At 59.1% G+C, this 23,627-nt stretch carries 24 protein-coding genes; 7 read left to right on the top strand and 17 right to left on the bottom strand.

Annotated elements, in window-relative coordinates; genetic code table 11:
* Positions 1-7 precede the first annotated feature (7 nt).
* The 5 genes from AC13Q5_RS08165 to AC13Q5_RS08145 form a co-directional block, all read right to left on the bottom strand.
* Entirely contained in the window at positions 8-481 is a 474-nt protein-coding gene (locus tag AC13Q5_RS08165) for a GNAT family N-acetyltransferase (RefSeq protein WP_488501379.1), read from the bottom strand.
* A gap of 1 nt (position 482) precedes the next feature.
* The gene (pth, locus tag AC13Q5_RS08160; protein WP_457881662.1) at positions 483-1,199 is read right to left on the bottom strand and encodes an aminoacyl-tRNA hydrolase; all 717 of its coding nucleotides are present in this window, start codon (positions 1,197-1,199) and stop codon (positions 483-485) included.
* A 72-nt stretch (positions 1,200-1,271) separates the two neighbouring features.
* Positions 1,272-2,003: a substrate-binding periplasmic protein gene (locus tag AC13Q5_RS08155; protein ID WP_488501378.1), complete on the bottom strand. Its 732-nt coding sequence runs from the start codon at positions 2,001-2,003 to the stop codon at positions 1,272-1,274.
* A gap of 14 nt (positions 2,004-2,017) precedes the next feature.
* Complete coding sequence (locus tag AC13Q5_RS08150; RefSeq protein ID WP_488501377.1) at positions 2,018-4,384, bottom strand: EAL domain-containing protein; 2,367 nt, start codon at positions 4,382-4,384, stop codon at positions 2,018-2,020.
* Between the two features lie 245 nt (positions 4,385-4,629).
* Complete coding sequence (locus tag AC13Q5_RS08145) at positions 4,630-5,247, bottom strand: 50S ribosomal protein L25/general stress protein Ctc (protein WP_075851082.1); 618 nt, start codon at positions 5,245-5,247, stop codon at positions 4,630-4,632.
* Positions 5,248-5,548: 301 nt separating this feature from the next.
* On the opposite strand from AC13Q5_RS08145, the gene AC13Q5_RS08140 reads away from it, so the two are divergent.
* The 3 genes from AC13Q5_RS08140 (at position 5,549) to AC13Q5_RS08130 (ending at position 9,823) form a co-directional block, all read left to right on the top strand.
* The gene (locus AC13Q5_RS08140; protein WP_488501376.1) at positions 5,549-6,991 is read left to right on the top strand and encodes a hypothetical protein; all 1,443 of its coding nucleotides are present in this window, start codon (positions 5,549-5,551) and stop codon (positions 6,989-6,991) included.
* A 110-nt stretch (positions 6,992-7,101) separates the two neighbouring features.
* Positions 7,102-8,562: a hypothetical protein gene (locus AC13Q5_RS08135; RefSeq protein ID WP_488501375.1), complete on the top strand. Its 1,461-nt coding sequence runs from the start codon at positions 7,102-7,104 to the stop codon at positions 8,560-8,562.
* Between the two features lie 25 nt (positions 8,563-8,587).
* On the top strand, positions 8,588-9,823 hold the full coding sequence (locus AC13Q5_RS08130; RefSeq protein WP_075851079.1) for an MFS transporter: 1,236 nt from the start codon (positions 8,588-8,590) through the stop codon (positions 9,821-9,823).
* A 14-nt stretch (positions 9,824-9,837) separates the two neighbouring features.
* On the opposite strand, the gene AC13Q5_RS08125 is transcribed toward AC13Q5_RS08130, so the two are convergent.
* The 6 genes from AC13Q5_RS08125 to lgt form a co-directional block, all read right to left on the bottom strand.
* Positions 9,838-10,770, bottom strand: a complete 933-nt coding sequence (locus tag AC13Q5_RS08125; RefSeq protein ID WP_488501374.1) for a ribose-phosphate pyrophosphokinase — start codon at positions 10,768-10,770, stop codon at positions 9,838-9,840.
* Positions 10,771-10,875: 105 nt separating this feature from the next.
* Positions 10,876-11,754, bottom strand: coding sequence for a hypothetical protein (locus tag AC13Q5_RS08120; protein ID WP_488501373.1), 879 nt, complete (start codon positions 11,752-11,754; stop codon positions 10,876-10,878).
* Positions 11,755-11,808: 54 nt separating this feature from the next.
* Entirely contained in the window at positions 11,809-12,960 is a 1,152-nt protein-coding gene (locus AC13Q5_RS08115; protein ID WP_488501372.1) for a M24 family metallopeptidase, read from the bottom strand.
* A gap of 1 nt (position 12,961) precedes the next feature.
* The gene (gene pgeF, locus AC13Q5_RS08110; RefSeq protein ID WP_488501371.1) at positions 12,962-13,744 is read right to left on the bottom strand and encodes a peptidoglycan editing factor PgeF; all 783 of its coding nucleotides are present in this window, start codon (positions 13,742-13,744) and stop codon (positions 12,962-12,964) included.
* 138 nt (positions 13,745-13,882) lie between these two features.
* Complete coding sequence (locus AC13Q5_RS08105; protein WP_075851074.1) at positions 13,883-14,980, bottom strand: class I SAM-dependent methyltransferase; 1,098 nt, start codon at positions 14,978-14,980, stop codon at positions 13,883-13,885.
* Between the two features lie 77 nt (positions 14,981-15,057).
* Positions 15,058-15,945 carry a prolipoprotein diacylglyceryl transferase gene (gene lgt / locus AC13Q5_RS08100; protein WP_075851863.1) on the bottom strand — a complete coding sequence of 296 codons (888 nt, stop codon included), beginning with the start codon at positions 15,943-15,945 and terminating at the stop codon, positions 15,058-15,060.
* A 264-nt stretch (positions 15,946-16,209) separates the two neighbouring features.
* Between lgt and AC13Q5_RS08095 the strand changes: the two genes are divergently transcribed.
* From AC13Q5_RS08095 to AC13Q5_RS08080, 4 genes are all read left to right on the top strand, one after another.
* Positions 16,210-16,470, top strand: coding sequence for an accessory factor UbiK family protein (locus AC13Q5_RS08095; protein WP_015340603.1), 261 nt, complete (start codon positions 16,210-16,212; stop codon positions 16,468-16,470).
* Positions 16,471-16,860: 390 nt separating this feature from the next.
* Entirely contained in the window at positions 16,861-17,361 is a 501-nt protein-coding gene (locus tag AC13Q5_RS08090) for a type III secretion system chaperone family protein (protein WP_069612651.1), read from the top strand.
* 1 nt (position 17,362) lies between these two features.
* Complete coding sequence (proC, locus tag AC13Q5_RS08085; protein ID WP_075851073.1) at positions 17,363-18,202, top strand: pyrroline-5-carboxylate reductase; 840 nt, start codon at positions 17,363-17,365, stop codon at positions 18,200-18,202.
* A gap of 121 nt (positions 18,203-18,323) precedes the next feature.
* Positions 18,324-18,665 carry a tRNA-binding protein gene (locus AC13Q5_RS08080; protein ID WP_488501370.1) on the top strand — a complete coding sequence of 114 codons (342 nt, stop codon included), beginning with the start codon at positions 18,324-18,326 and terminating at the stop codon, positions 18,663-18,665.
* A gap of 33 nt (positions 18,666-18,698) precedes the next feature.
* On the opposite strand, the gene AC13Q5_RS08075 is transcribed toward AC13Q5_RS08080, so the two are convergent.
* The 6 genes from AC13Q5_RS08075 to AC13Q5_RS08050 form a co-directional block, all read right to left on the bottom strand.
* Positions 18,699-19,280 carry a DUF1349 domain-containing protein gene (locus tag AC13Q5_RS08075; protein WP_075851071.1) on the bottom strand — a complete coding sequence of 194 codons (582 nt, stop codon included), beginning with the start codon at positions 19,278-19,280 and terminating at the stop codon, positions 18,699-18,701.
* A 12-nt stretch (positions 19,281-19,292) separates the two neighbouring features.
* Positions 19,293-20,675, bottom strand: coding sequence for an ATP-binding protein (locus tag AC13Q5_RS08070; RefSeq protein ID WP_488501369.1), 1,383 nt, complete (start codon positions 20,673-20,675; stop codon positions 19,293-19,295).
* A gap of 23 nt (positions 20,676-20,698) precedes the next feature.
* Positions 20,699-21,400: a response regulator gene (locus tag AC13Q5_RS08065; protein WP_075851069.1), complete on the bottom strand. Its 702-nt coding sequence runs from the start codon at positions 21,398-21,400 to the stop codon at positions 20,699-20,701.
* Positions 21,401-21,476: 76 nt separating this feature from the next.
* Positions 21,477-21,947 (bottom strand): MarR family winged helix-turn-helix transcriptional regulator, encoded by a 471-nt coding sequence (locus AC13Q5_RS08060; protein ID WP_208621518.1) that lies wholly within the window; start codon positions 21,945-21,947, stop codon positions 21,477-21,479.
* Positions 21,948-22,421: 474 nt separating this feature from the next.
* Entirely contained in the window at positions 22,422-22,685 is a 264-nt protein-coding gene (locus tag AC13Q5_RS08055) for a hypothetical protein (RefSeq protein ID WP_075851067.1), read from the bottom strand.
* Between the two features lie 246 nt (positions 22,686-22,931).
* A complete protein-coding gene (locus tag AC13Q5_RS08050; RefSeq protein WP_457881978.1) occupies positions 22,932-23,570 on the bottom strand; it encodes a DUF1236 domain-containing protein in 639 nt (212 codons plus the stop codon).
* Positions 23,571-23,627 lie beyond the last annotated feature (57 nt).

Genomic DNA, 23,627 nt, shown 5'->3' with positions numbered 1-23,627 from the left:
ATAGTCGCTAGGTGGGCCGGCGGATCTGGAAGCCGGTCTTGTCCTGCGTGAAGCCGCAATTGGCATAGAAGCGCAGCGTCGCGGGATTTTTCGAGCCGGTCAGCAGCATGATCTTATAACAGTTCCTCTCCCAGGCGCTTGCAAACGCTTTGCGGAGGACCGTGCCGGCAAGGCCGCGCCGGCGGTAGTCGGCGTGGGTCACCACATTCTCGATCAAAGCATAGGGCGCGCCGCCGCGTGTGAGATTTGGGATGACGATCAGTGTCACGGAAGAGACGGCCTTGTCGCCGTCAAAGGCGGCGAAGATCGTCATGCCGGGATGGGCGAGGATTTCTGCAAGGCGGGTCGCCGCCAGCTGTAGATCCAATATCGGATCTTCCACGTTCAGATGCCGGTAAAGTGCAAGCAGCGTCGGCAGGTTCGCCATCGCGATCGGCCGGATGACGATATCTGCGGTATCTTCGACTGCTGCGTCCGACATCTCAATTGTCCTTCTTGCCGAACATCCTCTTCAGCATTTCCGCCATGGGACCGGTTTCCGGGATCTTCGGCTGGCTGTGATTGCGCGCCTGATGGATATGGGACTTCGCCGGCGCCTTCTTTTCCTGCTTCGGGGTGTCGTCTTCCGCCTTGCCGCCGAGGGCAAGCGCGATCTTGTTCATCAGCTGCGAATCCTCGCCACGCACCAGCATGTCGGCATTGTCGGCAAGTGCGTCGAAAAGGGGCTCGAGCCAGCTTTGATCCACCTTGGCGAAATCGCCGAGAACGTGATTGTGCACGAGCTCCTTGGCGCCGGGATGACCGATACCAAGCCGCAGGCGGCGATACTCCTTGCCGCAGTGGGCATCGATGGACTTGATGCCGTTATGGCCGCCATGACCGCCGCCGGTCTTCAGCCGCGCCTTGCCAGCGGGCAAATCGAGTTCGTCGTAGATCACGACGAGATCCGACGGCTGGAGCTTATAGAAGCGCATGGCTTCGCCGACGGATTCACCTGAGAGGTTCATGAAGGTCTGCGGCTTGATGAGCAACACCTTCTGGCCGCCGAGTTCGCCTTCGGCAATCTCCGCCTTGAATTTCTTCGACCAGGGCGAAAAGCTGTGGCGACGATAGATCGCGTCCACGGCCATGAAGCCGATATTGTGGCGGTTGCCCTGATATTTGGCGCCGGGATTGCCGAGACCCGCGATGAGAAGCATGTGCTTCACCCTTCGAAAATGCCGATGCCCTTCACCACAGCGATTTGACGGCAAAGTCAAGGTGGGATGCGGTCAGTCGCCGAGGTGCAGGCCGTACTTCAGGAAAATCTGCTTCTGCGTTCCGTCGGCGACCAGCGCATTCAGCGCCGCCTGCATCCTGTTGAGGAGTTCGGCCGGGAAATCCTTATGGCAGGCGATTCCCATCGGCTGTTGCGAGAGAAGGGTCACCTTCTCCACGGCATTGCCCTCTTTTTTCAGCTTGTCGAAATAGAATTCCGAGATCGGCATCAGGTCGATGCGGTCGCTCATCAGCTTCTTGAGCGCGGCCTTGAAATCGCTGCCGACATCGATGCGCGGAAAATCATTTCGGCGCAAGATAGTCTCCGTGTAGTCGTCCCGCCATGTGCCGACGAGATATTTCCTTGCCTCGTCGATGGTCGTCGCGACAACCTTCGAACCACTGTGCTTGATCAGGATATTTCGATCGATCAACAATGGTTGCACCCATTTGAAGAGCAGATCGCGTTCTTCGTTGTGCGCCGTGGCGAAGACGCAGGTCATGGGTTCGGCCAGCGCCTGATTGTAGGCACGAGCCCAGGGCATGACGGTAATCGTGTAATCGACCCCGATATCGGCCATGATCTTTTCCACCTGCTCGGTGGTCGCGCCGACAGGCGTCTTGCCTTCGCGGTAGTTGAAGGGCGGATATTCCTCGGTGGTGAAATGAACGGTTTCGGCGTGGACGGAGGAGAGAAGGGTGAGCGAAAACAGGCCGGTAGCAATCATGAGCAGCAGTTTTCGCATGCGGTTCCTCATCGCTATGACGCTTGCGCTACGGGGGAAGGGTGATGTTGCTGCGAGCCGACCAGCGCCCTCACCAGATGGTCTGGATGCAGCGGCCGATAGAACAGATAGCCCTGGCCATAGTCGATACCCATGGCACGCAGGGTAGCGCATTCCTCCTCGGTTTCCACGCCTTCCGCAATCACCGTGCAATTCATCTTGTGCGACAGTGTGGTGATGCTTTCGACCAGCATGCGGCTCTTGGCGCTGACATCGGAGGCAGTATCGTTGATGGCGCGGATGAAAGATTGGTCGATCTTGATAATGTCGACCGGGAAGCGATTGATATAGCTCAGTGACGAATAACCTGTGCCGAAATCGTCGAGCGCGATGCGGCAGCCGTAGCGGCAGATCTCGTTGATCACCATGCGCGTCTCCGGATTGTCATCCATGAGCACAGCCTCGGTGATTTCGACGACGATGCGCCGGGCAGCAATTTCGTAGCGTGATAGCAGGGCGGCAATGCGCAGCGGCAATTCCTGCTCGAACTGCAGCGGCGAGAAGTTGATGGCGAGATAGGTATCCTGCATGCCCTCGATCCGTGAGAGGCGAGCAAAATCGGCGATGGCCTTCTCCATGATGCGGTTGCCGATGCGAATGATCGAACCGGTTTCTTCGGCGACCTCGATGATGCGGCCAGGGGGCAGGATGCCTTTTTGTGGATGGTGCAGACGCATCAGCGCCTCGAAGCCGGCGATCGAGCGGTCGTCTATATTCACGACGGGTTGCAGGTAGGCTTCGAACCAGTCTTCGTTGAGGCCGGTTTCGATATGGTTCTCCAGTTCGGCGCGGCGGCGGGAATCGTCCAGCATGCCGTTGTCGAAAATCTGTGCGCCGTTCTTGCCATCGCGCTTCTTGGCATACATGGCGATATCGGACTTCAACAGCAGTTCAGCCGCATTGGCGGCCTGACGCGGGTAGATTGCAATGCCGATGCTGGCGCTAAGGCGGGCATCGCCGATGAAGGGTGCCTCGAAGACCTCCGCGATGAGGGCCGCCATGTCGATCGCTCTCGCTTCCGCATTCTCGGCCAGCAGCAGCATGGCAAATTCGTCGCCGCCGAGGCGCGCGGCAATGTCACCCGGCTTCAGGCATTTCTGCAGGCGCGATACCAATTCGCGCAGTGCCGCATCGCCGGCGGCGTGGCCCATATTGTCATTGATCCATTTGAAGCGATCGAGATCGATGAAGAGGCAGGCGAGTTCGCGCCTGCGCAGATCGGCTTCATTGATCTTTGCGTCCAGCGCACTCTCGAAGCCCTGGCGGTTGAGAAGGCCGGTCAGGTGGTCGGTAATCGCCTGTCGCAGATTACGGTCTTCCGACTGCTTGAGTTCGGTGACGTCGGTCATGACGGAGAGCGACAGGCCATCCTGGATCGCGGTTGTTTCGAGGATCAGGACATCCATGACCCGCTCATCTCGGCAAAGGAATTTCACCGTCACGGCGAGGCGGGCGGCACTGTCGGGGTTGCCGCGTTTGCGCTCGATATATTGTACGCGCGAATCCGGCAGGATCAGACTTGCAAACTCGCGGCCGATCACGTCGGCGCGATCGTAGCCCGTGGTGGCGAGCCAATAGTCGCTAACGGCAGCGATGCAATCATTCTTGTCGAGCGAGAAAAGCATGGCGGGTGTCAGATTATAGGTATCGGTCGCCCGGCGATGAGCGAACTTCAGCTCGGTTTCCTCGCGCTGCAACTTGCTCTGCATGTCATTGAAGCTGCTGGCAAGGCGGCCCATTTCGTCGTTCGACTGCCAGTCGACGTGGTGACGCGAGCCGAGCCTCCGTGTGGCCTCGATGGCATGCGTCAACCGCATCAGCGGTTGGATAACGAAGATGCGGTTACCGATCAGCGCCGCGCCGAAGACCGTCAGTACGGCGAAGATGAAGATGGAGATGAAGACGATCTCCTCACTCTTCAGGCCGTCGAAGAGGCCTAGCTGGGGATAATAGACCGTGATGGTGCCGAGCCGTTTCGCACCATCGACGCCGTTGTAGATAATCGGCCGATCAACCGACTCCAGATTGCCCTTGTAGGATTTCGGGATGGTCGATTGCGTGACGTCGAGCTGGCCGGAAAGATCGCGGACGTTGACGCGGACGATCGCGCCTTCGGCGACTGTCGTCGCGCTGATCTGGGTCACGCTGTCTTCGTCCAGGTCCCATAGCGGCTTTGCGAGGGCCTGGGCATTGGCCACGAGGAGAACGGTTATGTGATCCTTGATTTCCTTTTCAGCGCGTTCGGACGACAGAAAAAGGAAAAGGATGAAGAGCGGCGCTACGAAAACCAGCAGCGCACCGCAAACGATCGCGAAAAACCTGTTTTCGACCGAATGGCTCATAGTTCCGTTAGCTCCCCAGTCATAGACCAGCGGATTTAGGGGGCACCGCTTTCTACAACTCTTTCGCGCAGATTTTCATGAATCCGTTAAATGTTGCTGAAACTCTGGGGTTAATGGAAATCAACTATAGTATAGATTCCAAGACATTCTTATTTTTACTTTCTCTAATATTTGTTTCCGGACATGAAAAAACCCGCCGTCCCGAAGGGGAGGCGGGTCTCAATGCTTCAGGTCGAAGATGCCAATCAGGCGCTGGCTTCTTCGCCGCCTTCTGCTTCTTCTTCAGCAAGGCCAGCTGCCGGAGCAACGATCGTTGCGATCGTGAAGTCGCGGTCGGCGATGACCGGGGTCACGTTCTTCGGCAGCTTGACGGCCGAGATGTGGATGCTGTCGCCGCTCTTCAGGCCGGTGAGGTCAACGGTGAAGAATTCCGGGATCGCGTCAGCCGGGCAATGAACTTCGACTTCGTGGCGAACGATGTTCAGCACGCCGCCAGCCTTGAGGCCCGGGGACTTCTCGTGGTTTTCGAAGTGAACCGGGATTTCAACGGTGACCGCGGTGTTGCCGGAAACGCGCAGGAAGTCGACGTGGACCGTGAAGTCACGGACCGGATCGAGCTGGTAGTCCTTCGGCAGAACCTTGATCTTCTTGCCGTCGACGTCGATCGTTGCGATCGTCGTGAGGAAACCGCCGGCGTGGATGCGCTTCGTCACCTCATTGGTGTTGAGAGCGATGGAAATGGGGGCCTGCTTGTCACCATAGATGACAGCGGGGATCAGACCATTGCGGCGAAGTTCACGGGCGGACCCCTTACCAACCCGTTCGCGCGCCTCGGCCTTGAGCTCGTAGCTTTCGTGGCTCATAGCTATTCCTTTCGAGGTTATTTGGAGAGTTCATTCGCTCGGTCATACGCCGTATCGACTGAACTGGAGGAGGGCATGCCCTGCCTCATCCGCGTTGCCTCCAAGGGTGTCTACGCGGACGCGTGGCGTATAATACAAAGTGCTCAAAGGTGCAAGCACCTCCGGAATGCGAAGCTTTGTGGTGACATTGCAACTGCCGCGAACAAGCCTGCAGCGCCATTTCTATCAACGTCTTGACATATACCCTCAGCCCCATCAACAGTCGAATCCAATCGATTAGGGTCAGAAGGAGAGGTCGGGCATGCGTTCCAGGACAATCGCCGCCGCGGTTTTTTCCATGGGTCTTGCCGGCGCATCACAGGCAGCCGACGTCAATGAGCAAGGCGCCAAGGAACTCCGCAACATCCTGACCCATTCGCTTTCGCAGGACCTTGCCCGCAGCGATTTCGTAACCGTCAAACCGGCCGGCGATCAATATCAGATTACCTACGATCTCGCGAAGTTCTTCGACAAGATCAATTCGAGCGCGTTTTCGGTAACGGGTTTCAAGCCGCTCTCCCTTTTTGCGCAGCCCGTCGAACAGGGAAGGTGGCATCTGACAGGCGACAATAGCCTCGATGTCGCGCTCCATTCGCCGACCTCGGACATTGCCTATTCGATCGCCTCCAGTTCCTTCGACGGCATTTTCGATCCTGCCATCGAAATGATGCGGTCGATGGGTATCAAGAGCAGCGGCGTGAAATTCTCAAGCGCCGGCAGCGGCCCGAAAAGCGGGCGCAAGATCGATGCCACCATCGACAGCGCCTCATTTGCCCATACGGTCACCGACAGCAGCGAGGCAGGCAAGGTCGATCTGCAATTGCAAGGCACGCTGCAACGCTTGCGCGAGCAGTTTACGGTGCGACCGGACGCTGCTCCCATCACTTTCAGCGCGGATAGCGTCGATACCAACGTCACTGCAACGAGCTTGCCGGTGAAGGATCTGCGCGCGCTCATTCGTTTCTTCGTTCAACACGTCAAGGCCAAGCAGCTGTCGCAAAGCGGCAGCGAGAAGTTCGAGCAGTTGGTGCATCAAGCCCTGCCGGTTTTCGGTTCGCTCGGCAAGACCGTGACCGTGAATAACGCGCTGGTGGCGACGGAGAAGGGCAAGGTCGGCGTCAAGCGCATCGACTATAGTTTCAAGATGGACGGTCTCACCAAGGCGTCGAACGTCAATCTGGAACTGAGGGCTGAGCAGTTCACGCCGGATGCCGATCTCGTGCCGGCTGCCTTTACGCCTTTCCTGCCCGCGACGCTGGATGTTCAACTCGGCGTGCCCAATATCAACTTCGCCGGCCTCATCGATGCCGGGCTCGATTCGATTGCCACACGGGCGACGCCGGTTTCCGGTGAGGCGCTGAAGCGCACGATGTTTCCGAGCGGCTACGGAACGCTGGAGTTCCCGAAGATCAGCGCAAGGTCTGACGTCTACGATGTCGAGGTTTCCGGCGAGCTGAAGGGTTCGACCAAGGCGCATTCCAGCATCTCGCTGCAGGCGACGATCCTCGCGCGCGATTTCGACAAGACGGTAGCCGCCATTCAGGAGGCCGCCAAAGCCCAGCCTCGCTTGAACAGCGTTTCCTTTAGCCTGCTGGCTGCCAAGGGTTTTGCCAAGACCGACCCGGACGGCCGTCTGCGCTGGGACGTCACGATAGATGAAGACCGGACGGTGACGGTCAACGGACAGGTGATGAAGAAGCCTTGAGGTTTGAGGATAAGCCCATGTACCAGGGCGATGACAAAGTTCCATGCGAAGGGCCGGTCGGTCTTTTCCAGATTTCCACGTTTCTTTTCCATCACATTTGGGGGTGAATTATGCGTTTCAAAGCGGTTGCCACGGCGGCTGTTCTCGCTGCCGGCGTGGCCGGCGTTGTGCAGGCTGCCGACGTCAGCGAACAAGGCGCCAAGGATCTTTACGGCAATCTGACCTATTTCCTGCCCGATGATATCGCAAAGAGCGGCGCGATTTCGGTGAAGCCGGTCAGCGCGCACTATGAAGTGACCTATGATGTACAGAAGCTCCTCGACAAGCTGAATGTCAGCGGTTTCGACATCAATGGCCTCAAGCCGTTGCTGATGCTGGCGACGCCGCTCGATAGCGGCCTCTGGAACATCGAAGGCAACAATGCCTTCGATGTGACGGCCCGTTCGAAGCCCGGAAGCGGTTCCGACAGCGAGTTTCGCTATGCCTTGGCGTCGTCGACCTTCCAGGGTGTTTTCGATCCGGCACTTCATTATCTGCGCTCCATGGATATGAAGGGCAGCGGCTTCACGTTGTCGACAAAGACCACTGACGAAAACAAAAGCGTCCAGAAGAATGACGCTACGGCCGACAGCGTCGTCTATACGCTGTCATCGGCCGACAGCGGTGAGCCGGGCAGGCTCGATCTCAAGATGAACGGCAGCCTGCAATCGCTCTACGACAAGATTTCGTCCGACGACGCGACGCTCGGGGAAATCAAGATCGCGGCGATCGATTTCAATGTGGGGGCGACGAAACTGCCTTTGAAGGCCGTGAACTCCCTGCTGCAGTTCGTCTCCGAGCACAAGGATCAAAAGACGCTTTCCGATGCCGACAGCAAGGCGGTCAAGGCCTTGTTGATGAATGCCATGCCGATCATCGGTTCCTTCGAAGAGTCCGTCGCCATCAAGGATATCGCGGTCACGACGCCTTTCGGCAACGGCGGCCTGCAGAAAATGGGCTATTTCTTCAAGGTAGCCGGGCCAGCCAATGCCATGAATGCCGATTTCGGATTGGACGCCGAAAAGCTTGATCTGGAAACGGGCCTGGTCCCTGAGGACTATATCGCCTTCATCCCTGATGCGGCCGATATCCAGGTACAGGTGCCGAACCTGAATTTCTCGGCTTTGGCGGACGTTTTCCAGCAGGTCGATTTCAAGAATCCGGAGAGCGACCCGGCAATGGACGAGAAGCTGCAGAAGGCCATGTTTCCCGATGGAACGATGACCATCAACTTCCCGAAGATCAGCGCCGTCTCGGGTCTCTATGATGTCGAAGCTTCCGGCAGCATGCGTGGCTGGCTGAACGAGAAGGACCGCGTCGCCATGAAGATGACGGTTCTTGCCCGTGATCTCGACAAGACGATTGCTGCCATCCAGGAAGCTGCAAAGACGAAGGCCGATCTTTCTCAGCTCTCTTTCGGTCTGATGATGGCCAAGGGCTTTGCCAAGACGGATACCGACGGACGCTCGCGCTGGGATATCGATCTTTCCGATGACGGTCACGTGACGGTCAACGGCCAGGTCATGAAGTAAATCACTCCGAAGTCAGAATGCGATCATGTTTGTCCTGAAGCCGCTGAGCCAACGCTCGATCTCTCTTCTATGGGCCGGCCAGGTGCTGGCGGCGACAGGCTCCGAATTCTACATGGTCGCAGTCGTCTGGATTGCCGCTGACTTCATTGGCAGCAATGCGGGATATGTTTCCGCATTGCAGTCCGGAGCGCTGCTGTTTGGCAGCCTGTTCGGCGGTATCGTCACGGATCGCTGGCGGCACAGCACGACGATGATATCAGCCGATCTGCTGCGTGCGGCTTTATTGCTGACACTATCGCTGGCGGGGATCTTGCATCTGATGAGCCTGCCGCTGTTGATCGTGCTTGCCGGAAGCATCGCGTTGCTGACGTCGACTTTCGATCCGTCGCTGCAGGCGACCTTGCCAACGATTGCGGTCGATGCCGAGGTTCGACATGCAACCAATGGCCTTTTCGACGCTACGCGTCGCATGGCGCGCATTCTCGGTCCAAGCCTGATCGCGCTCGTGAACGGGCTCCTGCCGAAATCCCAGTTCTTCACGGTCACGGCCGCCACCTTCATGCTCTCGGCGCTTGCCGTGTGGTTGGCGGTGGCGAAACTCCCCACGGCGCCGCGGCGTCGCGATTTCTCCGGAATGGCGGCTGTCGTGGACGGCATTCTCGGCGGGTGGCGCGCAGCGCGCGGCCATGCGGCAATTCTCTACGGCCTCTTCACTAACCTGATGGGAAACGTCGCCTGGGCGATGGGGATCCTGCTCGGCATGATCCTGCATTTGCGCGAAACCAGCGCCGATCCGCTGACCGACTACAGCCTGATGATGACGGCTTACGGCGTCGGCAACCTGGCCACCAATCTGATCCTCGGCAGCGTCAAGCCGCGCCGGCCGGTCGTCTGGATCATCGTGGCGAAGCTCATCTTCGGATCGGGGGTTTTCCTGTTGCCGCTGATGCATGATCGGATATCGCTGATGCTCGTGGCGTGCTTCGCGGCGATCAACGGCCCTTTCGAGAACCTTGCCATGCTGCATCTGATGCAGACGCGCAGCGAGCCGCATCGTCTGGCGCAGGTCTATCGTCTATTGATGTGCGCGATCTTCACCGGCTTGCTTCTGGCCTATCTGATGTCGCCGACCCTGTTTGCATGGTTCGGCATCGGGCCTTCGATCATGGGCTCGGGTGCGGCCGTCTTCATCTCGGGTCTGGTGGGGATAGGCCTGCTCGCATGGAAACAGGCGCATCCCGCGCGAGCAAAGGCCACCTGAGGCGGCCACAAGCTTCAGTCGAACAGGCTCGAAACCGATTCTTCCTGGCTGGTGCGGTTGATGGCTTCGCCGATGAGGCTCGCCGTCGTGATCACGCGGATATTCGGCGCTGACAGCACGGCGGTCGTCGGCTGGATGGAATCGGTGATCACCAATTCCTTCAGTTTCGAATTTGCCACGCGGGTCACCGCGCCGCCGGAGAGAACGCCGTGTGTGATATAGGCAGTGACACTTGCCGCACCCTGAGCAAGCAATGCCTCAGCAGCATTGCAGAGCGTGCCGCCGGAATCGACGATATCGTCAATCAGGATGCAATCCTTCCCAGCCACCTCGCCGATGATATTCATCACTTCGGACTCACCCGGGCGGTCGCGGCGCTTGTCCACGATCGCCAACAGACAGTCGAGACGTTTTGCCAGGGCGCGAGCGCGCACGACACCGCCGACGTCGGGTGAGACAACCATGACGTTGCTGATATCGTAGTTGGCCTTGATGTCGCGGGTCAGAACCGGAATCGCATAAAGATTGTCCGTGGGTATATCGAAGAAGCCCTGGATCTGTCCGGCGTGGAGGTCGAGCGTAAGGACACGGTCGGCGCCAGCCTCGGTGATCAGATTGGCGACCAGCTTGGCCGAGATCGGCGTGCGCCCCGAGGCGCGGCGATCCTGGCGGGCATAGCCGAAATAGGGGATGACCGCGGTTATGCGCCGCGCCGACGAGCGGCGCATCGCATCGATCATGATCAACAGTTCCATAAGATGATCGTTGGTCGGAAACGATGTCGGCTGGACGAGAAACACATCCTCGCCGCGTACGTTTTCCTGGATCTCTACGAAAATCTCCTGGTCGGCGAACCGACGGACGCTAGCTCTTCCCAAGGGAACGTTGAGATAATTGCAGATCGCTTCGGCAAGATGCCGGTTCGAATTGCCTGCGAAAACCTTCATTGTGGCCCGCCTATTACCAACCTGATAGCCGCGCTTTTAACCGCCTTGCTCTCGAATGCAAGGGGGAGAGGCGCGTTACCTTTCATATTTCTGAAAAGCTTGTGGCTATCCACCGTTGGATTCGCGCCAGGAATTGAATTCCGACATGGTTTTGGTGGCAATTTTCTGCATGACCGTCGGGGGAACGGCCGACCAGGGGTCGCCGCGCTTCAGGGGCGCGCTTTCCGAACCCTGGATGCGGTGGACGCGGTTGCCGTTACTATCCAGCACGTCCCAGACATAGGTTACAGAAATCTGCGGCCCATCTTCAAAGGCGGAAAGATAGCCTTTGAGGATATAGGCGGCGCTGGAATCGCTTGAACTCTTGATCGTCAGGCCGAGCGAGCGGGCATCGGCACCAAGCTGGCGCGACAGCGGCGTAACGGCTTCCACGGGCGCGCCGATGATCGGCAGGAAGCGGACGCTGTTGCCGCCGGCCGCGGTTGGGGGTGGCAGCGATGCCTGTTGCTGATCCGGCTGCTGTTGTTCCGGCTGAGGATCGTCGGCAGTCTGTTGCTGCTGAGGTTGTGGATCGTCCGACAGACGCCGGTCGGCCTCGCGTTGCTCGTCGGCTTCCGAAAACTGATTGTTAGATGGAGCGATGGAGGCGGTCCGGGAACCATCGAGCGGGCGAGAGGCGTAAGGATTGCTGCCACTCGACCTTAGCGCCGATGCCTGGTCATCGAGCGTGCCGCTTCCGCCGTAGCTTTGCTGCTGATAGGCCTGCTGGGAGGTTTGCTGCTGATAACCGTAACTATCCTGCGTGTCCTGATAGACCTGGCGGCGCTGCGGCGCTGAAGCCATTCGTTCGACATCCCGCTGGGTGACCGGGCTGGAGCCGACATCGCCGATGGCTTCGGGCGGCGTCAGGGCGTCCGTGGTATTGCAGGCGGAGAGCGCGAGGCAAAAGCCGGCGACAGTCAACGTTATCCTGACCAGTCCCATTGACGCGATCCTTTCTCCCGACGTCTTACCGTCCAGGATCGCTATCTTACGCCCCTAACGGTTAAGAAATTCGAGAGGGTGGCGCGAAAGGGCCTTCGGCGCCTGCGAGGTGGTCAGATAGGTCTGTCCAAGGGTCATGGCGGTACCGCTGTCGGAATCCATGATGATCATGTGCACGAAGAGCGACATGTTCTCCTGGATCTCCTGCGGATTGCCCATATGGAACATCTCGTGCTCCATCCAGGAGGGTGAGAAGCGGGCGCCGAGGGAGTAGCCGCAGGCATTCAGCCGGTGGCGGGCAAGGCCGCGTTCGTCCATGATCCTGGCGTGCATGTCGAAGACGTCGCCGAAGGTGTGTCCCGGCATCAGGATCGTTTCGATCGCCTGCAGGGTTTCCAGGCAGGCACTGAAGAGCTCGCGATGGCGGTGGCTGGGAGTGCCGATGACGACGGTGCGCATCATGGCGGCATGGTAATGGGCATCGACACCGGCCCATTCGAGCGTCAGCTGGTCGTTGGCGTCGAGCTTTCGGCGGCCGGACTTGTAGCGGCAGAGCAGGGCTTCCACACCGGAGCCGATGATGAATTCGTTGGCGGGATAATCGCCACCACCTGAAAAGACTGCGCCCTGCATGGCTGCGAGGATATCTGATTCATCAGCACTCGGCTTGGCTAAAGAGAGGGCGGCATCTAAGGCATCGTCGGCCAGCGCGGCAGCGCGTTCGACATGAGCGATTTCCGCCGGGCTCTTGGTCAGGCGCAGACGGCTTACAAGATAGGAGGCGTCGATGATCTGTCCGAAGCTCGCAAGCTGATGATCGAGCAGGCGAGCGATGCGGCCCGTCATGCCATGGGTGTCATATTCGATGCCGATACGGGCGCCGAGAAGATCGAGGTCGGACAAAAGCTCCTTGAGATCGAGCGTCGGATCGGCGTTGACGCGATCGACCCAGATACGGATGTCGGTAATGACAGAGGTAAGTTGCGCCTGGCGCAGATCAGCCGAGCGCGTCAGGAGCGTCAGCGATCCATCCGCCTTGACGACCAGCGTCTGGAAAAAGCAAAAGCCGAACGTATCGTAGCCGGTCAGCCAATACATGCTCTCCTGTGCAAAGAGCAGCATGGCATCGAGCTTTTCTTCCTGCATCCTCGCAAGCAGCCGCGCCAGACGAGCCTCGAATTCACTGCGTTCGAAATGCAGGGCCATGTCAAGCTGCCTCCCCGATGGCGATGGCGGAAATCTGGCGCCCATAATCCGGCTCCTTGGCATGCGTCGTGCGCCGATAGGAGAAAAAGCGCTCCGGGTCCGGATAGGTGCAGAGGTTCAGGCTTTCAGCGGTGACGCCGGCCTTGCGCAGCCGATCGACCGTGAGGGACGGCAGATCGAACATGGCATGGCCGTCGCGCTCCGAAGGAGCGAAATATTGGGCATAGTCGGGATCGTGGGCGAGGAAGCGTTCGACGAATTCGGGACCGACTTCATAGCTTGCCTGGCTGATCGAGGGGCCGAGGCAGGCGATGATTGCCTCGCGTTTCGCGCCGAGTGCTTCCATCGCAACGATCGTGTTCTCGATCACGCCCGTCAGCGCGCCCTTCCAGCCGGCATGGGCGGCGCCGATGACCCGATTTTCCGGATCGGCGAAAAGGATGGGGCCACAATCGGCGGCAAGCACACCAAGCGCGATGCCCGGCGAGGCCGTCACCATCGCGTCGGCCTGCGGTCGGCTGCCGTCATAATGGGCGTCGATGGTCACGACGTCGGGTGAATGGATCTGATGCACGGTGGCAAGCCGCTCGACGGGCAAGCCGAACCAGCCGGCGACACGACGGCGGTTTTCCTGCACGTGCGCGCGTTCGTCATGCGAACCGAGGCCGACGTTCAATCCGCGATAGAGACCTTCCGAAACGCCGCCGACGCGGGTGAAATAGCCATGACGAATGCCGGAAGTCTCGGCGGCGCTCAGCAGCGTGCTTGCAAGTGGTGTCGGCAACGAGAGTGTTCCTTAGATATCTTGGTTCAGCCTGTCGTGCGATGAATAACGCAGCCGCGGCGAAGCAGTTCGATCGTCGGGGAATGTTGGCCCAGGCCGCCGCGCCCTGTCAATCCGCAAGGATTGTTGGCCGAACTATCAGCTGATGGGCCGAAAGGGCAGGAGGTCGATCGCCGGGCTGGAGACCGCCAGCACCTTGAAAAGCTCTCCCATCTTGCCTTCGCCGGCACCCGCAAGCCGCTCCACGGCGACGCGAATATTCTCCTGCGTTGCCGCATCCTGGTCGCGGCCGAGAGCGGCGGCGCGCTCCAGCAGGCCGAGCCCGACGAGGAAATCGCCCTGATGACAGCAGCCGTTGATATGCAGGCCCGACGCGAGCGCCGTTTGCGCCAGATGCTGGAAATCGACGTGGCTGGTGAGATCCGCCTCGCCCGGATGTTCCAGCGGCGGGTCGTATTCGTGCATACGCACGGCCTGCAGCGTGTCGCCGAAACCCGTCGTCATGTGACCGTAGTCGATGGCAAGCGCGGTGCCGCCATGGGATGCCAGCCGGTCGCAGATTGCCGTCATGACGGCCTGGCGAGCGGGGGCGATTTCGAAAATCGTGCCGATCGGCGGCGGGTCGCCCTCCGGAAGAAGAGCCGGATCGAGCGCGGCCACGCCCGCCGTGAAACTCAGTTCGTCATTGACGTCGAGGCCGACCGTGCGCTCGCGGAAGCCATTGGCGGTGCGGACGAACTGACGGATCGGAATGGCGTCGAAGAGTTCGTTGGCGGCGAGCAGGGTGAAACCTTCAGGCACTTCGCCAAAGTCCGTATGCCAGGAGATTTTTGCGCCATAGGCTTCGAGGGTCTGGCGCTGGAAGCCTTGCAGGCGCTCGCTGGTCTCGACGAGATGCACCGTCATGACATCGTAGAGCGGCGGCGCGAGCTTGCCGATGACACGCAGCATGTCCGACATCATCGTGCCGCGGCCAGGTCCGATTTCGACGAGGCGCACATCGGCAGGCGTTCCGTGCCGCTGCCAGGCATGCACCATGAAGACGCCGATCATCTCGCCGAATAGCTGGCTGACTTCCGGCGCTGTGACGAAATCGCCGGACTGGCCGAAGGGTTCACGCGTCTTGTAATAACCATGCACCGGATCGGCGAGGCACAGCGAAAAATAATCCGTGATGCTCAATGGCCCGTTTGTGCGGATGATGGCTTTGATTTTTTCCCCGAGCGCCGTCGTCATTCTCTGCTTTCGCTAATGCGTGGCCCAGACAGACTGGGAGCCGTTCCTACAAGGACCACGCGATATTGAACCCTACCTCAAGCCATCTGCCTTGCAGCTGCCTGCCGTGCACGGATGACTGCCCACAGGCCGATGGCGACCATCGGAAGCGACAGCACCATACCCATCGTCAGCCAGTTCGTGCCGAGAAGATAGCCGAGCTGCTCGTCAGGCTGACGGAAGAATTCGACAAAAATACGCGAGAAGGCATAGCCGATCACAAAAATACCGCTGACTGTGCCCGGCTTTTTCAGCGCCAGCGCCCAGCGCGTGAGGATGAAGAGCACGAGGAACAGTATAATGCCTTCGATGCCGGCCTCGTAAAGCTGGCTGGGGTGGCGCGGATCGGGACCTGCAGGGCAGACGCCGTTATGGGCGGCGATCACATGCGGGCTGCAGAAGACCATCGCCCAGGGAACGTCGCTCACCCGGCCCCAAAGCTCGCCGTTGATGAAATTGGCGATGCGGCCGAAGAACAGGCCGATCGGCGCGACGGCGGCGACGATATCGAACAGGCTCCAGGCTGGGATCTGGTTGCGTCTTGCAAACAAGATCATGGCGATAGTCGTGCCTATTAATCCACCGTGGAAGGACATGCCGCCATTCCAGACCTCGATGGCGCGGATCGGATTGGCCAGCACCGGATCGAGATCGTAGAAGAGGATATAGCCGATGCGACCGCCGAGAACGATGCCGAAGGCGACCCAGAGGATGAAGTCATCCAGGTGCTGGCGCGTCATCGGCGCGGTATCGCTCAGCCAGAGCTTGCCGTTATCGACCAGCCGCCTTGCGTAGAACCAGCCGAGCAGAATGCCAGCGACATAGGCAAGTCCATACCAATGAACTGAAATCGGACCGAGGGAGACGGCGACCGGGTCGATGTCCGGAAACGGCAGGATGGCGGCGAGATTGGCGGATGTCAGCAAGATCGTCAGGCCCGTTGCAGCATGTTCCCGAAAGCACCGTGCCATTTCGGGGCAGGATCATGCTAAATATCCAAAATGTGCGCGGAACATGGCGTTCGCTGTCGAAACGGTCAAGTCGATTGTTGATCCGGCCGAGATCGGGGCTCCGGTTGTCCAGTCCTATCTCAATTTGCTTGCATCGGCCCCTTGGAAATCTTACCTCAGCACTATCTGGCCCGTATCGATGCCTGACCGTTGAGGGCCGACGGCCGCAAGGAGATTGCCATGAGCACTGGACCGAACCGAATCTTGGATGAATTCGCCAAGCTGATGACCGATGCCGCCGGTGCTGCCCAGGGCGTGCGCCGCGAAATCGAGACCGCCTTCAATGCCCATGCCGAGCGCTGGCTGAACAGCATGGATATCGTCAAGCGCGAGGAATTCGAAGCCGTTCGCGAGATGGCGATCAAGGCGCGCGACGAAAACGAGGCGCTGCTCGCGAGAATCGAAGCGCTCGAAACCAAGCTTGCTTCCAAGGGCAAATAAGCCTGGACTTCCGTTTGCAGATCGGCGCGGCACTCGTTTGCCGTGCCTTTTTCCTCTGAAAATTTCCGTCTGTTTTTCCACCTGTGGACATAGGCAAAAAAGCCAATTGCCAGAGTCGGTTATGACTCCCTTCTGAATAGACGTCGGAAGAGCTTTCCACAGTGCCGTTTCCAAAATCACCACTCAGGGGCTGGCATGCCGGGCATGCCACTATACACTGATTTTAAATGATGATTCGAAACGGACTTGGTAAGCCCCGGGCATGGTGGAAGCGTTAGTCTGGCAGCCGTTCAACATCATCCCGAGTATGTTTCCGGAGTAAAATTGTTTGCGTTCTTTCAGTGTTGAGCCACGGGAAAACTGCAACCGATCCGGTCAAGAAGGTGCTGCATGAGCCTTATGGAAATGGAAGCCGAACGACAATCAAATCCGGTCGACATGATCGAATTCGTTGCTGCCAACAACGACTGGTCGTTCGAACGGTCCGGCGAGGACGAAATCGCCATGACCGTCGAAGGGCGATGGACCGACTATCACGTCTCGTTCTCCTGGATGGAGGAATTCGAGGCGCTGCACATAGCCTGCGCGTTCGATGTCAAGGTTCCGGACCCGCGCGTCAATGAGGTGATCAAGCTCTTGTCCTGCATCAACGGGCAGGTGCTGATGGGCCACTTCGATCTGTGGCGCCAGGAGGACATCGTCATCTTCCGCCAATCGCTGCTCCTGTCGGGCGGGGCGGAGCCTACCAACCGGCAGGTGGAGGTGCTGCTTTCCAACGCGCTTGACACCTGTGAGGCTTACTATCAGGCTTTCCAATTTGTTGTATGGTCCGGGCTCGATGCAAACCGCGCCATGGAAGCCGTACTTTTTGAAACGGTAGGCGAAGCGTGACATGACAGGTGAACAATCCGCCAATGCATTTGCATCCTTCGGGCCGATCGTCCTGATCGGCGCGGGCAATATGGGTGGCGCATTGTTGACGGGGTGGCTGAAAAGCGGCGTGCCGGGATCGTCCGTCATCGTCGTCGACCCAAATCCGGCCGAAGCGATGCGCAAAATGATTGCGGATGCCGGCGCAAGTCATGTCACTGAGGTTCCGAAAGGCGTGGCGGCGGGAGTTCTCTTCATCGCCGTCAAGCCGCAACTGATGGACGCGGTTCTGCCGCCGTTCAAGCCGCTTGTGGGGGAGACGACGGTCGTCGTCTCGATCGCGGCCGGCAAAACTCTCTCTGCGCTTGAAACGCATCTAGGCGAAGCGGCGATGGTGCGCGCCATGCCGAACACGCCCGCCATGGTTGGGCGTGGCGTGACGGGTGCTTTTGCCAATGAGCGCGTGAGTGATCGCCAGCGGCAGCTGGTCCAAAACCTGTTGAAAGTGTCCGGTCCGGTCGAGTGGGTGCCCGGTGAGGCCGATATTGATTCGGTGACTGCAGTTTCGGGCAGTGGGCCTGCCTATGTTTTCTATCTCGTGGAATGCATGGCGGAGGCGGGCCGGAAGCTCGGCCTGCAGGCGGACCTCGCCATGCGCCTTGCACGGGAAACCGTCGCGGGGGCTGGTGAATTGTTGCACCAGTCTCCCGACGACGCTTCGCGCTTGCGCCAGAACGTGACGTCTCCAGGTGGGACGACGGCGGCGGCGTTGAGTGTTTTGATGGCAGAGGACGGCATGCAGCCCTTGTTCGATGCGGCTCTCGAAGCGGCGCGCAAACGGGCGCAGGAACTGGCCGGCTAGCAATTTCAGGAAAAGTGCATAGCGGTTTTCCGTCCGGAATTGCGTAAAAGCGAAGAGCTGGAACGGTTCAGCAGTTCCACGAAACGCTGAACCGTTCCAGGTTTTCGATAAAGGGCAGGATATGACGGAAGAGATCACCTATGGCGATTTCGAGCGGGTGGATATCCGTGTCGGGACGATCATCGAAGCGGAAATTTTTCCGGAAGCGCGCAAGCCCGCTTACAAGCTCAGGATCGATTTCGGGCCGGAGATCGGCATCAAGCGCTCCTCTGCGCAGATTACCGTACATTATACGCCTGAAACCCTTGTCGGCCGGCAGGTGCTGGCTGTCGTCAATTTTCCGCCACGCCAGATCGGGCCGGTTCGCTCCGAAGTGCTGACCCTCGGTTTCGAGGACGAGTCCGGCGCGATCGTTCTGGCCGCCGTGACCCAACCGGTGCCGAACGGCAAGAGGATGATGTGAGCGGCGCCCCTTTCGCAGTCGAAAGGGAAGGGTTCAGTGAATATCCCTTGAGACCGGGTCAGTCAGGCTGAAATCGAGAAATTCCGCCTCGAAGCCTTCACGTTGCGGCGAGCAGAAGGCTGGACCTGCCAGCACCTCTTCCAGTGTGGGATCGAACCAGGCAAGCCTCGCCATGCGCCACTCGCTCATCCGGTCGGTGCGATACTGGATGAAGAGGGCGTCCCCGTTGCGTGTGACGCGTGCGGACAAGGCATCGAACTCATGATCGAGCCGGAAGGCAGACCAATCGGAGTTGCCATTGGTAACCACGACGCTGAAATGCTTGGCGCCGTCGGTATATTCTATCCCGCATTTCATCCAGTGCCTGGCATCGTGGCGGATCATCAGGCCGGCCTGATCGTAAAGCGCGCGATAATGCCCGATGAAGGTTACTTCGGCGGTGAAATCGCCGCGGCGGGGCATTCCGAGAAAATGACCGTCATCGCGGTGGAAACCGTAGTAGGTTTCCTGCCAGAAATCGGTCTTGTTGCCGGATTGGACGAACAGGCGTCCCTGGTTCACCTCCCACATCGGCGGCGCATTCAGCCAGTGCATGCCATCGATATCGATCGGCATATGATCTCTCCTTCAGGCAGGAATGCGGATGGTGGCACGCAGGCCGCCGAGCGGGCTATCGCCGAGCGTGACATTGCCGCCATGGCTGCGGGCGATGTCGCGTGCGATGGCAAGGCCGAGGCCTGTACCTGACTTGTCGAGATTGCGGGCCGAATCCAGCCGGAAGAACGGTTTGAAGACATCATCCCGCGCCGCGACAGGAATGCCGGGGCCATCATCATCGAAGATGATCGTCAGCCATTTGGCGCTGTGTCTGGCTTCGATGCGGAGGCTGTTGGCGTAGCGCCGGGCGTTGGTGGCGAGGTTCGTCACCAGGCGGGTAAATGCATTCGGCCGGACGGAGATTTGATTGTCACCGTCGATGGAGAAGCTCATGGACTTACCGTGCAGCGTGAAGTCCTGCTGGATCTTCTCGAAGATATCGCTGAGCTTGAATTGCCCGACGTCTTCTTCGGCCTCGCCGCGTGCGAAGGCCATATAGCCCTCAAGCATGCTTTGCATGTCCTCCACATCTTCGCTGAGGTCGACAAGATCCGGATTTTCACCGACAAGGGCGAGCTGCAGCTTGAAGCGGGTGAGGACCGTGCGCAGATCGTGGCTGACGCCGGACAGCATCGCCGTGCGCTGCTCGATCTGCCGTTCGATGCGTTCGCGCATCAGGATGAAGGCAAGGCCCGCGCGGCGTATTTCGTCGGCGCCGCGGGGAGAGTAGTTTTCCAGCCGCTGTCCCTTGCCGAAGCTTTCGGCCGCTTGCGCCAGTGCCAGGATCGGGCGGATCTGGCCTCGCAGGAACAGGACGGCGATACCGATCAACACCAGCGAGGTGCCGACCATCCAGAGGATGAAGATATGCGTATTCGATGCATAGGTCTGGCTACGCTTGGCAAAGACGCGCAGCACCTTGTCAGGAAGTTTGATGCGGATCTCGACCAGACTGGAGTTGCCGACGGTATCGATCCAGAACGGCAGATTGATCTGATCGCGGATTTCGTCGCTCAGAATGCCATCGAGGATCGAAAAGAAGGGTTTTTCGCCCGGTGGCGGCAGCTCGCCACCGGGCTCGATCGAAATGGCGAGATCGAGCTTCTGGCGCGCCATCTGGGTGATGGCTGAATAGTCGGCATCCTGCGGATAGGTCTGAATGATAGTGATGATGGCGGCGATGTCGCGTGTGGTCGCCATCGACAGGCGCTGCGTCACCATCTGCCAGTGGCGCTCCATGAAGACGATGGTGACGACCGCCTGCAGGATGATCATCGGCAGGATGAAGATCAGCAATGACCGGGCATAAAGGCCGGTCGGCAGGACATAGCGACGCATCCAGCGCGAAAGCCACCGTAATCCGTTGGACGGCGTATGATCCTGGTCGCGTCTGATCGAATCGAATGTCACCATCACCTGGTCCCGCGGAGCCGATCTCAGTCTATGCTAAGGCGGTAGCCGATGCCACGCACCGTCTGCAGCCAGATTGGGTTGGCCGGGTCATCTTCAATCTTGCGGCGCAGCCGGTTGATCTGCACGTCGATCGTCCGCTCGCCCACTTCTGCATCATTGCCGATGAGCTCGTGGCGCGGGATCGTCTCGCCGGCGCGCTTGGCAAACAGCAGCATGATTTCCTGCTCACGATCGGTTAGCCGGATGAGTTCCGCCGCCTTCTTGAGCTCCTTGCGGGTGAGCGAAAACGTGTAAGGTCCGAACATCACAAGCTCGATCTTCGGGGAATCGGCGGGCGCGTTGCGACGCAGGATATTGTTGACGCGCAGCACCAGTTCGCGCGGGTCGAAGGGCTTTGGCAGATAATCGTCCGCGCCAGCCTCGAGGCCTGCTATGCGGGAGTCGGCTTCGGCAAGTGCTGTCAGCATGATGATCGGAATGTTCTTGATCGCACGCAGGCTCGCCGTCAGCGCAATGCCGGATTCGCCGGGCATCATCACATCCATGATGATGAGATCGAAGTCCAGCCCTTCCAGCTTGCGACGGGCTTCGGCGCCATCGGCGGCAGCCGTGACGCGAAAACCCTTCTCCATGAGATAACGGTTGAGGAGGGCACGGATACGCGTGTCGTCGTCCACCACCAGAAGATGTGCTGCGTCATCCGAGATTACTGCTTTTGTCGTCATTCGGTCCGTCTCGATCCTGTCCTACCCATCGATTGAGTTGACGCATTCCGCACCGGCCCCACGGGCAGGAGTGCCATCATTTCTCGGTCTGCATTCCCCTCAGGAAACGCTTCACGCTTTCGCGCGTCGCTTCAGATGCGCCTTCGAATGCCCTTTCAATGCGGCGCGATTGCGGCTCGGCAAGCGCCAGCGCCAGATCGCGACCCGCTTGGGTCGGGTACAGTTTGCGCTGCCGCCGATCCTCCGGACCTGCGACCTGGCGAATATAACCCGAATCGATCAATTGTTTGAGAACCCGCGCCAAACTCTGTTTGGTGATCTGCAATGTTTCCAGCAGGTCCGCAACCGTCATGCCGGGTTCGCGGTTAACGAAATGGACGACGCGATGATGAGCCCGGCCGAAACCACTCTTGACGAGGATCTGGTCCGGATCGGAGACAAAGTCGCGGTAGGCGAAGAAAAGCAGCTCGATAATTTCGAAATCAATGCTTCCTGCGTTCTGCATCGGTGTGCCCAGCAGTTCCGTCTTTGCCGCATTCTGGCTCATCTGTCGTGGCACCGTGGCATTTCCTTTCCTATAATGGAGCATTCGGGAAACTTCCGTAAAAATATGTCAGCTCTATTGACGCATTTTTACGCCGTCACCCGCCTTCGCACAATGCCGCGTGGCTCGAACGGGACTGCTCTATCGGGAAATTAAGCGCGCTCCCGCAAAAACTCCAACATATCCTGCATTTTTATCTATCCCACTCGCGCATAAGGGGTGGTGAATATAACGGATGGCAACCCAAGGGCATTGCGGCGGGATCGTCTGAGGACAATAGGACGAGAGACAGGCGCCCTGGCTTATAAGAGCCGCGCATATCCGACCGTCGAAGACGGCAAAGATCGTGAAGGCAGCATCTTTTCCGTGCCACCTACGTCAAGGCACGGGCGAGGTGCGCCTGTTGCCAAACAGAATTGCGTATCGATCCGCACAAGCCGGGTAATTGCTAGGCCCGGCTTGTGCGATCCGATCTAGTTACGACTTGCGGCCGAGAACGGCGCCGACGATCCCGGAGAGCACGCCACCAGCCACCAACGACGATATGCCTTGCGCGATGAGGCCGGTAAGAGCTTCGCTGCCGATCAGGTTCAGGATCAGGCCGCCGCCAAGGCCACCCACGGCCCCGGCGATCGTTCTCGCAACGAGATTGATCCCGTCCTGCTTCAAAACGGCGCTCGCGGCGTTGCCACCGATCGCACCGGCAATCAATTGCGTGATGATAGGCCCTAGACTTTCCATGACTGCCCTTCTCCCATAGTTCCGGAGACGCTTCCGGATGCCCTCTCGCGGCGTCCCGGATCGATACCAGGGAGCGGCGATAATCCTCATCGATATTAGGATTACATCATGCACGGATCGCTGGAAATAGAAGGGCAACTCAAACGGGAGAATTTCCTAATAATTTCAGGGGAAATCCGTGGTTTGGACATGCGGCCGTCCAGCCGCATGTCAATTTCGCCATCTTGCGCGGTCTTGGCGGGCGAATCAGCGATAGACGTACACGATGCGGCGTGTGCCCGGATCGACCAGTACGGGTTGGTGGTTCACCTCGACGTAGCTGTATTGGTAATCTGGGATGCGGTGAACTTCCACGCTTTGCGGAACCATGGCGCCGACCGTCAGATCGCCGCTCAACTGAACCGTATCGACCGGGTTTTCGTCGATATAGGTCCGGACTTCCTCAGGAGGGGTTACTGCCGCGATATCGCCGTCGTTCTGGTCGACGGGACCCAGCAATTGATCGTTCGGACCGGGTTGAACGCGCTGGACGCTGCCGGTCCGGACCGGATCGGTCTGTTCATAGGTGATGGTGGGGATGCCCAGATCATCCCGATGGTCCTGGACGACGACCGAGGTGCCATTCTGTTCGACGCTTAGATATTGCGCATAGACCCAGCCGCGCATGCCATTGACGTCGACCCGGCACCAGCGGCTACCTTCGACGCATCCGTCCAGCGTTGCTTCCGATCCTCGTGTGGCGACGCCGACCGTCGGGAATTCCGCACCCGGCCCGGAACGAACTTCTATATCCGTGGCGGTGGTTGCGGCCATCTCGGCCTGGGCGAGACCCGCACTGCCGAGAAGGACAAAGCCGGCCAGCAATAGATTTCTTTTCAAGGACATTGGTTTTCTCCTTCTGTCTTGAAAGACTTATCTTCAACGTTTCGAGTGCCTGAGTGT

The organism is Martinezella sp. CNPSo 3964 (assembly GCF_057784375.1).
This window is presented reverse-complemented; position numbering and strand designations above follow the sequence as displayed.

Bases quoted from the DNA above. Each gene is read 5' to 3' on its own strand.
- AC13Q5_RS08155 (WP_488501378.1), bottom strand. From the start codon at position 2,003: ATGCGAAAACTGCTGCTCATGATTGCTACCGGCCTGTTTTCGCTCACC.
- AC13Q5_RS08060 (WP_208621518.1), bottom strand. From the start codon at position 21,947: ATGAGCCAGAATGCGGCAAAGACGGAACTGCTGGGCACACCGATGCAG.
- AC13Q5_RS08115 (WP_488501372.1), bottom strand. From the start codon at position 12,960: ATGGCCCTGCATTTCGAACGCAGTGAATTCGAGGCTCGTCTGGCGCGG.
- AC13Q5_RS08095 (WP_015340603.1), top strand. From the start codon at position 16,210: ATGAGCACTGGACCGAACCGAATCTTGGATGAATTCGCCAAGCTGATG.
- AC13Q5_RS08105 (WP_075851074.1), bottom strand. From the start codon at position 14,980: ATGACGACGGCGCTCGGGGAAAAAATCAAAGCCATCATCCGCACAAAC.
- AC13Q5_RS08135 (WP_488501375.1), top strand. From the start codon at position 7,102: ATGCGTTTCAAAGCGGTTGCCACGGCGGCTGTTCTCGCTGCCGGCGTG.
- AC13Q5_RS08075 (WP_075851071.1), bottom strand. From the start codon at position 19,280: ATGCCGATCGATATCGATGGCATGCACTGGCTGAATGCGCCGCCGATG.
- AC13Q5_RS08055 (WP_075851067.1), bottom strand. From the start codon at position 22,685: ATGGAAAGTCTAGGGCCTATCATCACGCAATTGATTGCCGGTGCGATC.
- AC13Q5_RS08080 (WP_488501370.1), top strand. From the start codon at position 18,324: ATGACGGAAGAGATCACCTATGGCGATTTCGAGCGGGTGGATATCCGT.
- AC13Q5_RS08150 (WP_488501377.1), bottom strand. From the start codon at position 4,384: ATGAGCCATTCGGTCGAAAACAGGTTTTTCGCGATCGTTTGCGGTGCG.
- AC13Q5_RS08090 (WP_069612651.1), top strand. From the start codon at position 16,861: ATGAGCCTTATGGAAATGGAAGCCGAACGACAATCAAATCCGGTCGAC.
- AC13Q5_RS08125 (WP_488501374.1), bottom strand. From the start codon at position 10,770: ATGAAGGTTTTCGCAGGCAATTCGAACCGGCATCTTGCCGAAGCGATC.
- AC13Q5_RS08120 (WP_488501373.1), bottom strand. From the start codon at position 11,754: ATGGGACTGGTCAGGATAACGTTGACTGTCGCCGGCTTTTGCCTCGCG.
- AC13Q5_RS08065 (WP_075851069.1), bottom strand. From the start codon at position 21,400: ATGACGACAAAAGCAGTAATCTCGGATGACGCAGCACATCTTCTGGTG.
- pth (WP_457881662.1), bottom strand. From the start codon at position 1,199: ATGCTTCTCATCGCGGGTCTCGGCAATCCCGGCGCCAAATATCAGGGC.
- AC13Q5_RS08070 (WP_488501369.1), bottom strand. From the start codon at position 20,675: ATGGTGACATTCGATTCGATCAGACGCGACCAGGATCATACGCCGTCC.
- AC13Q5_RS08130 (WP_075851079.1), top strand. From the start codon at position 8,588: ATGTTTGTCCTGAAGCCGCTGAGCCAACGCTCGATCTCTCTTCTATGG.
- AC13Q5_RS08165 (WP_488501379.1), bottom strand. From the start codon at position 481: ATGTCGGACGCAGCAGTCGAAGATACCGCAGATATCGTCATCCGGCCG.
- AC13Q5_RS08050 (WP_457881978.1), bottom strand. From the start codon at position 23,570: ATGTCCTTGAAAAGAAATCTATTGCTGGCCGGCTTTGTCCTTCTCGGC.
- AC13Q5_RS08145 (WP_075851082.1), bottom strand. From the start codon at position 5,247: ATGAGCCACGAAAGCTACGAGCTCAAGGCCGAGGCGCGCGAACGGGTT.
- AC13Q5_RS08140 (WP_488501376.1), top strand. From the start codon at position 5,549: ATGCGTTCCAGGACAATCGCCGCCGCGGTTTTTTCCATGGGTCTTGCC.
- proC (WP_075851073.1), top strand. From the start codon at position 17,363: ATGACAGGTGAACAATCCGCCAATGCATTTGCATCCTTCGGGCCGATC.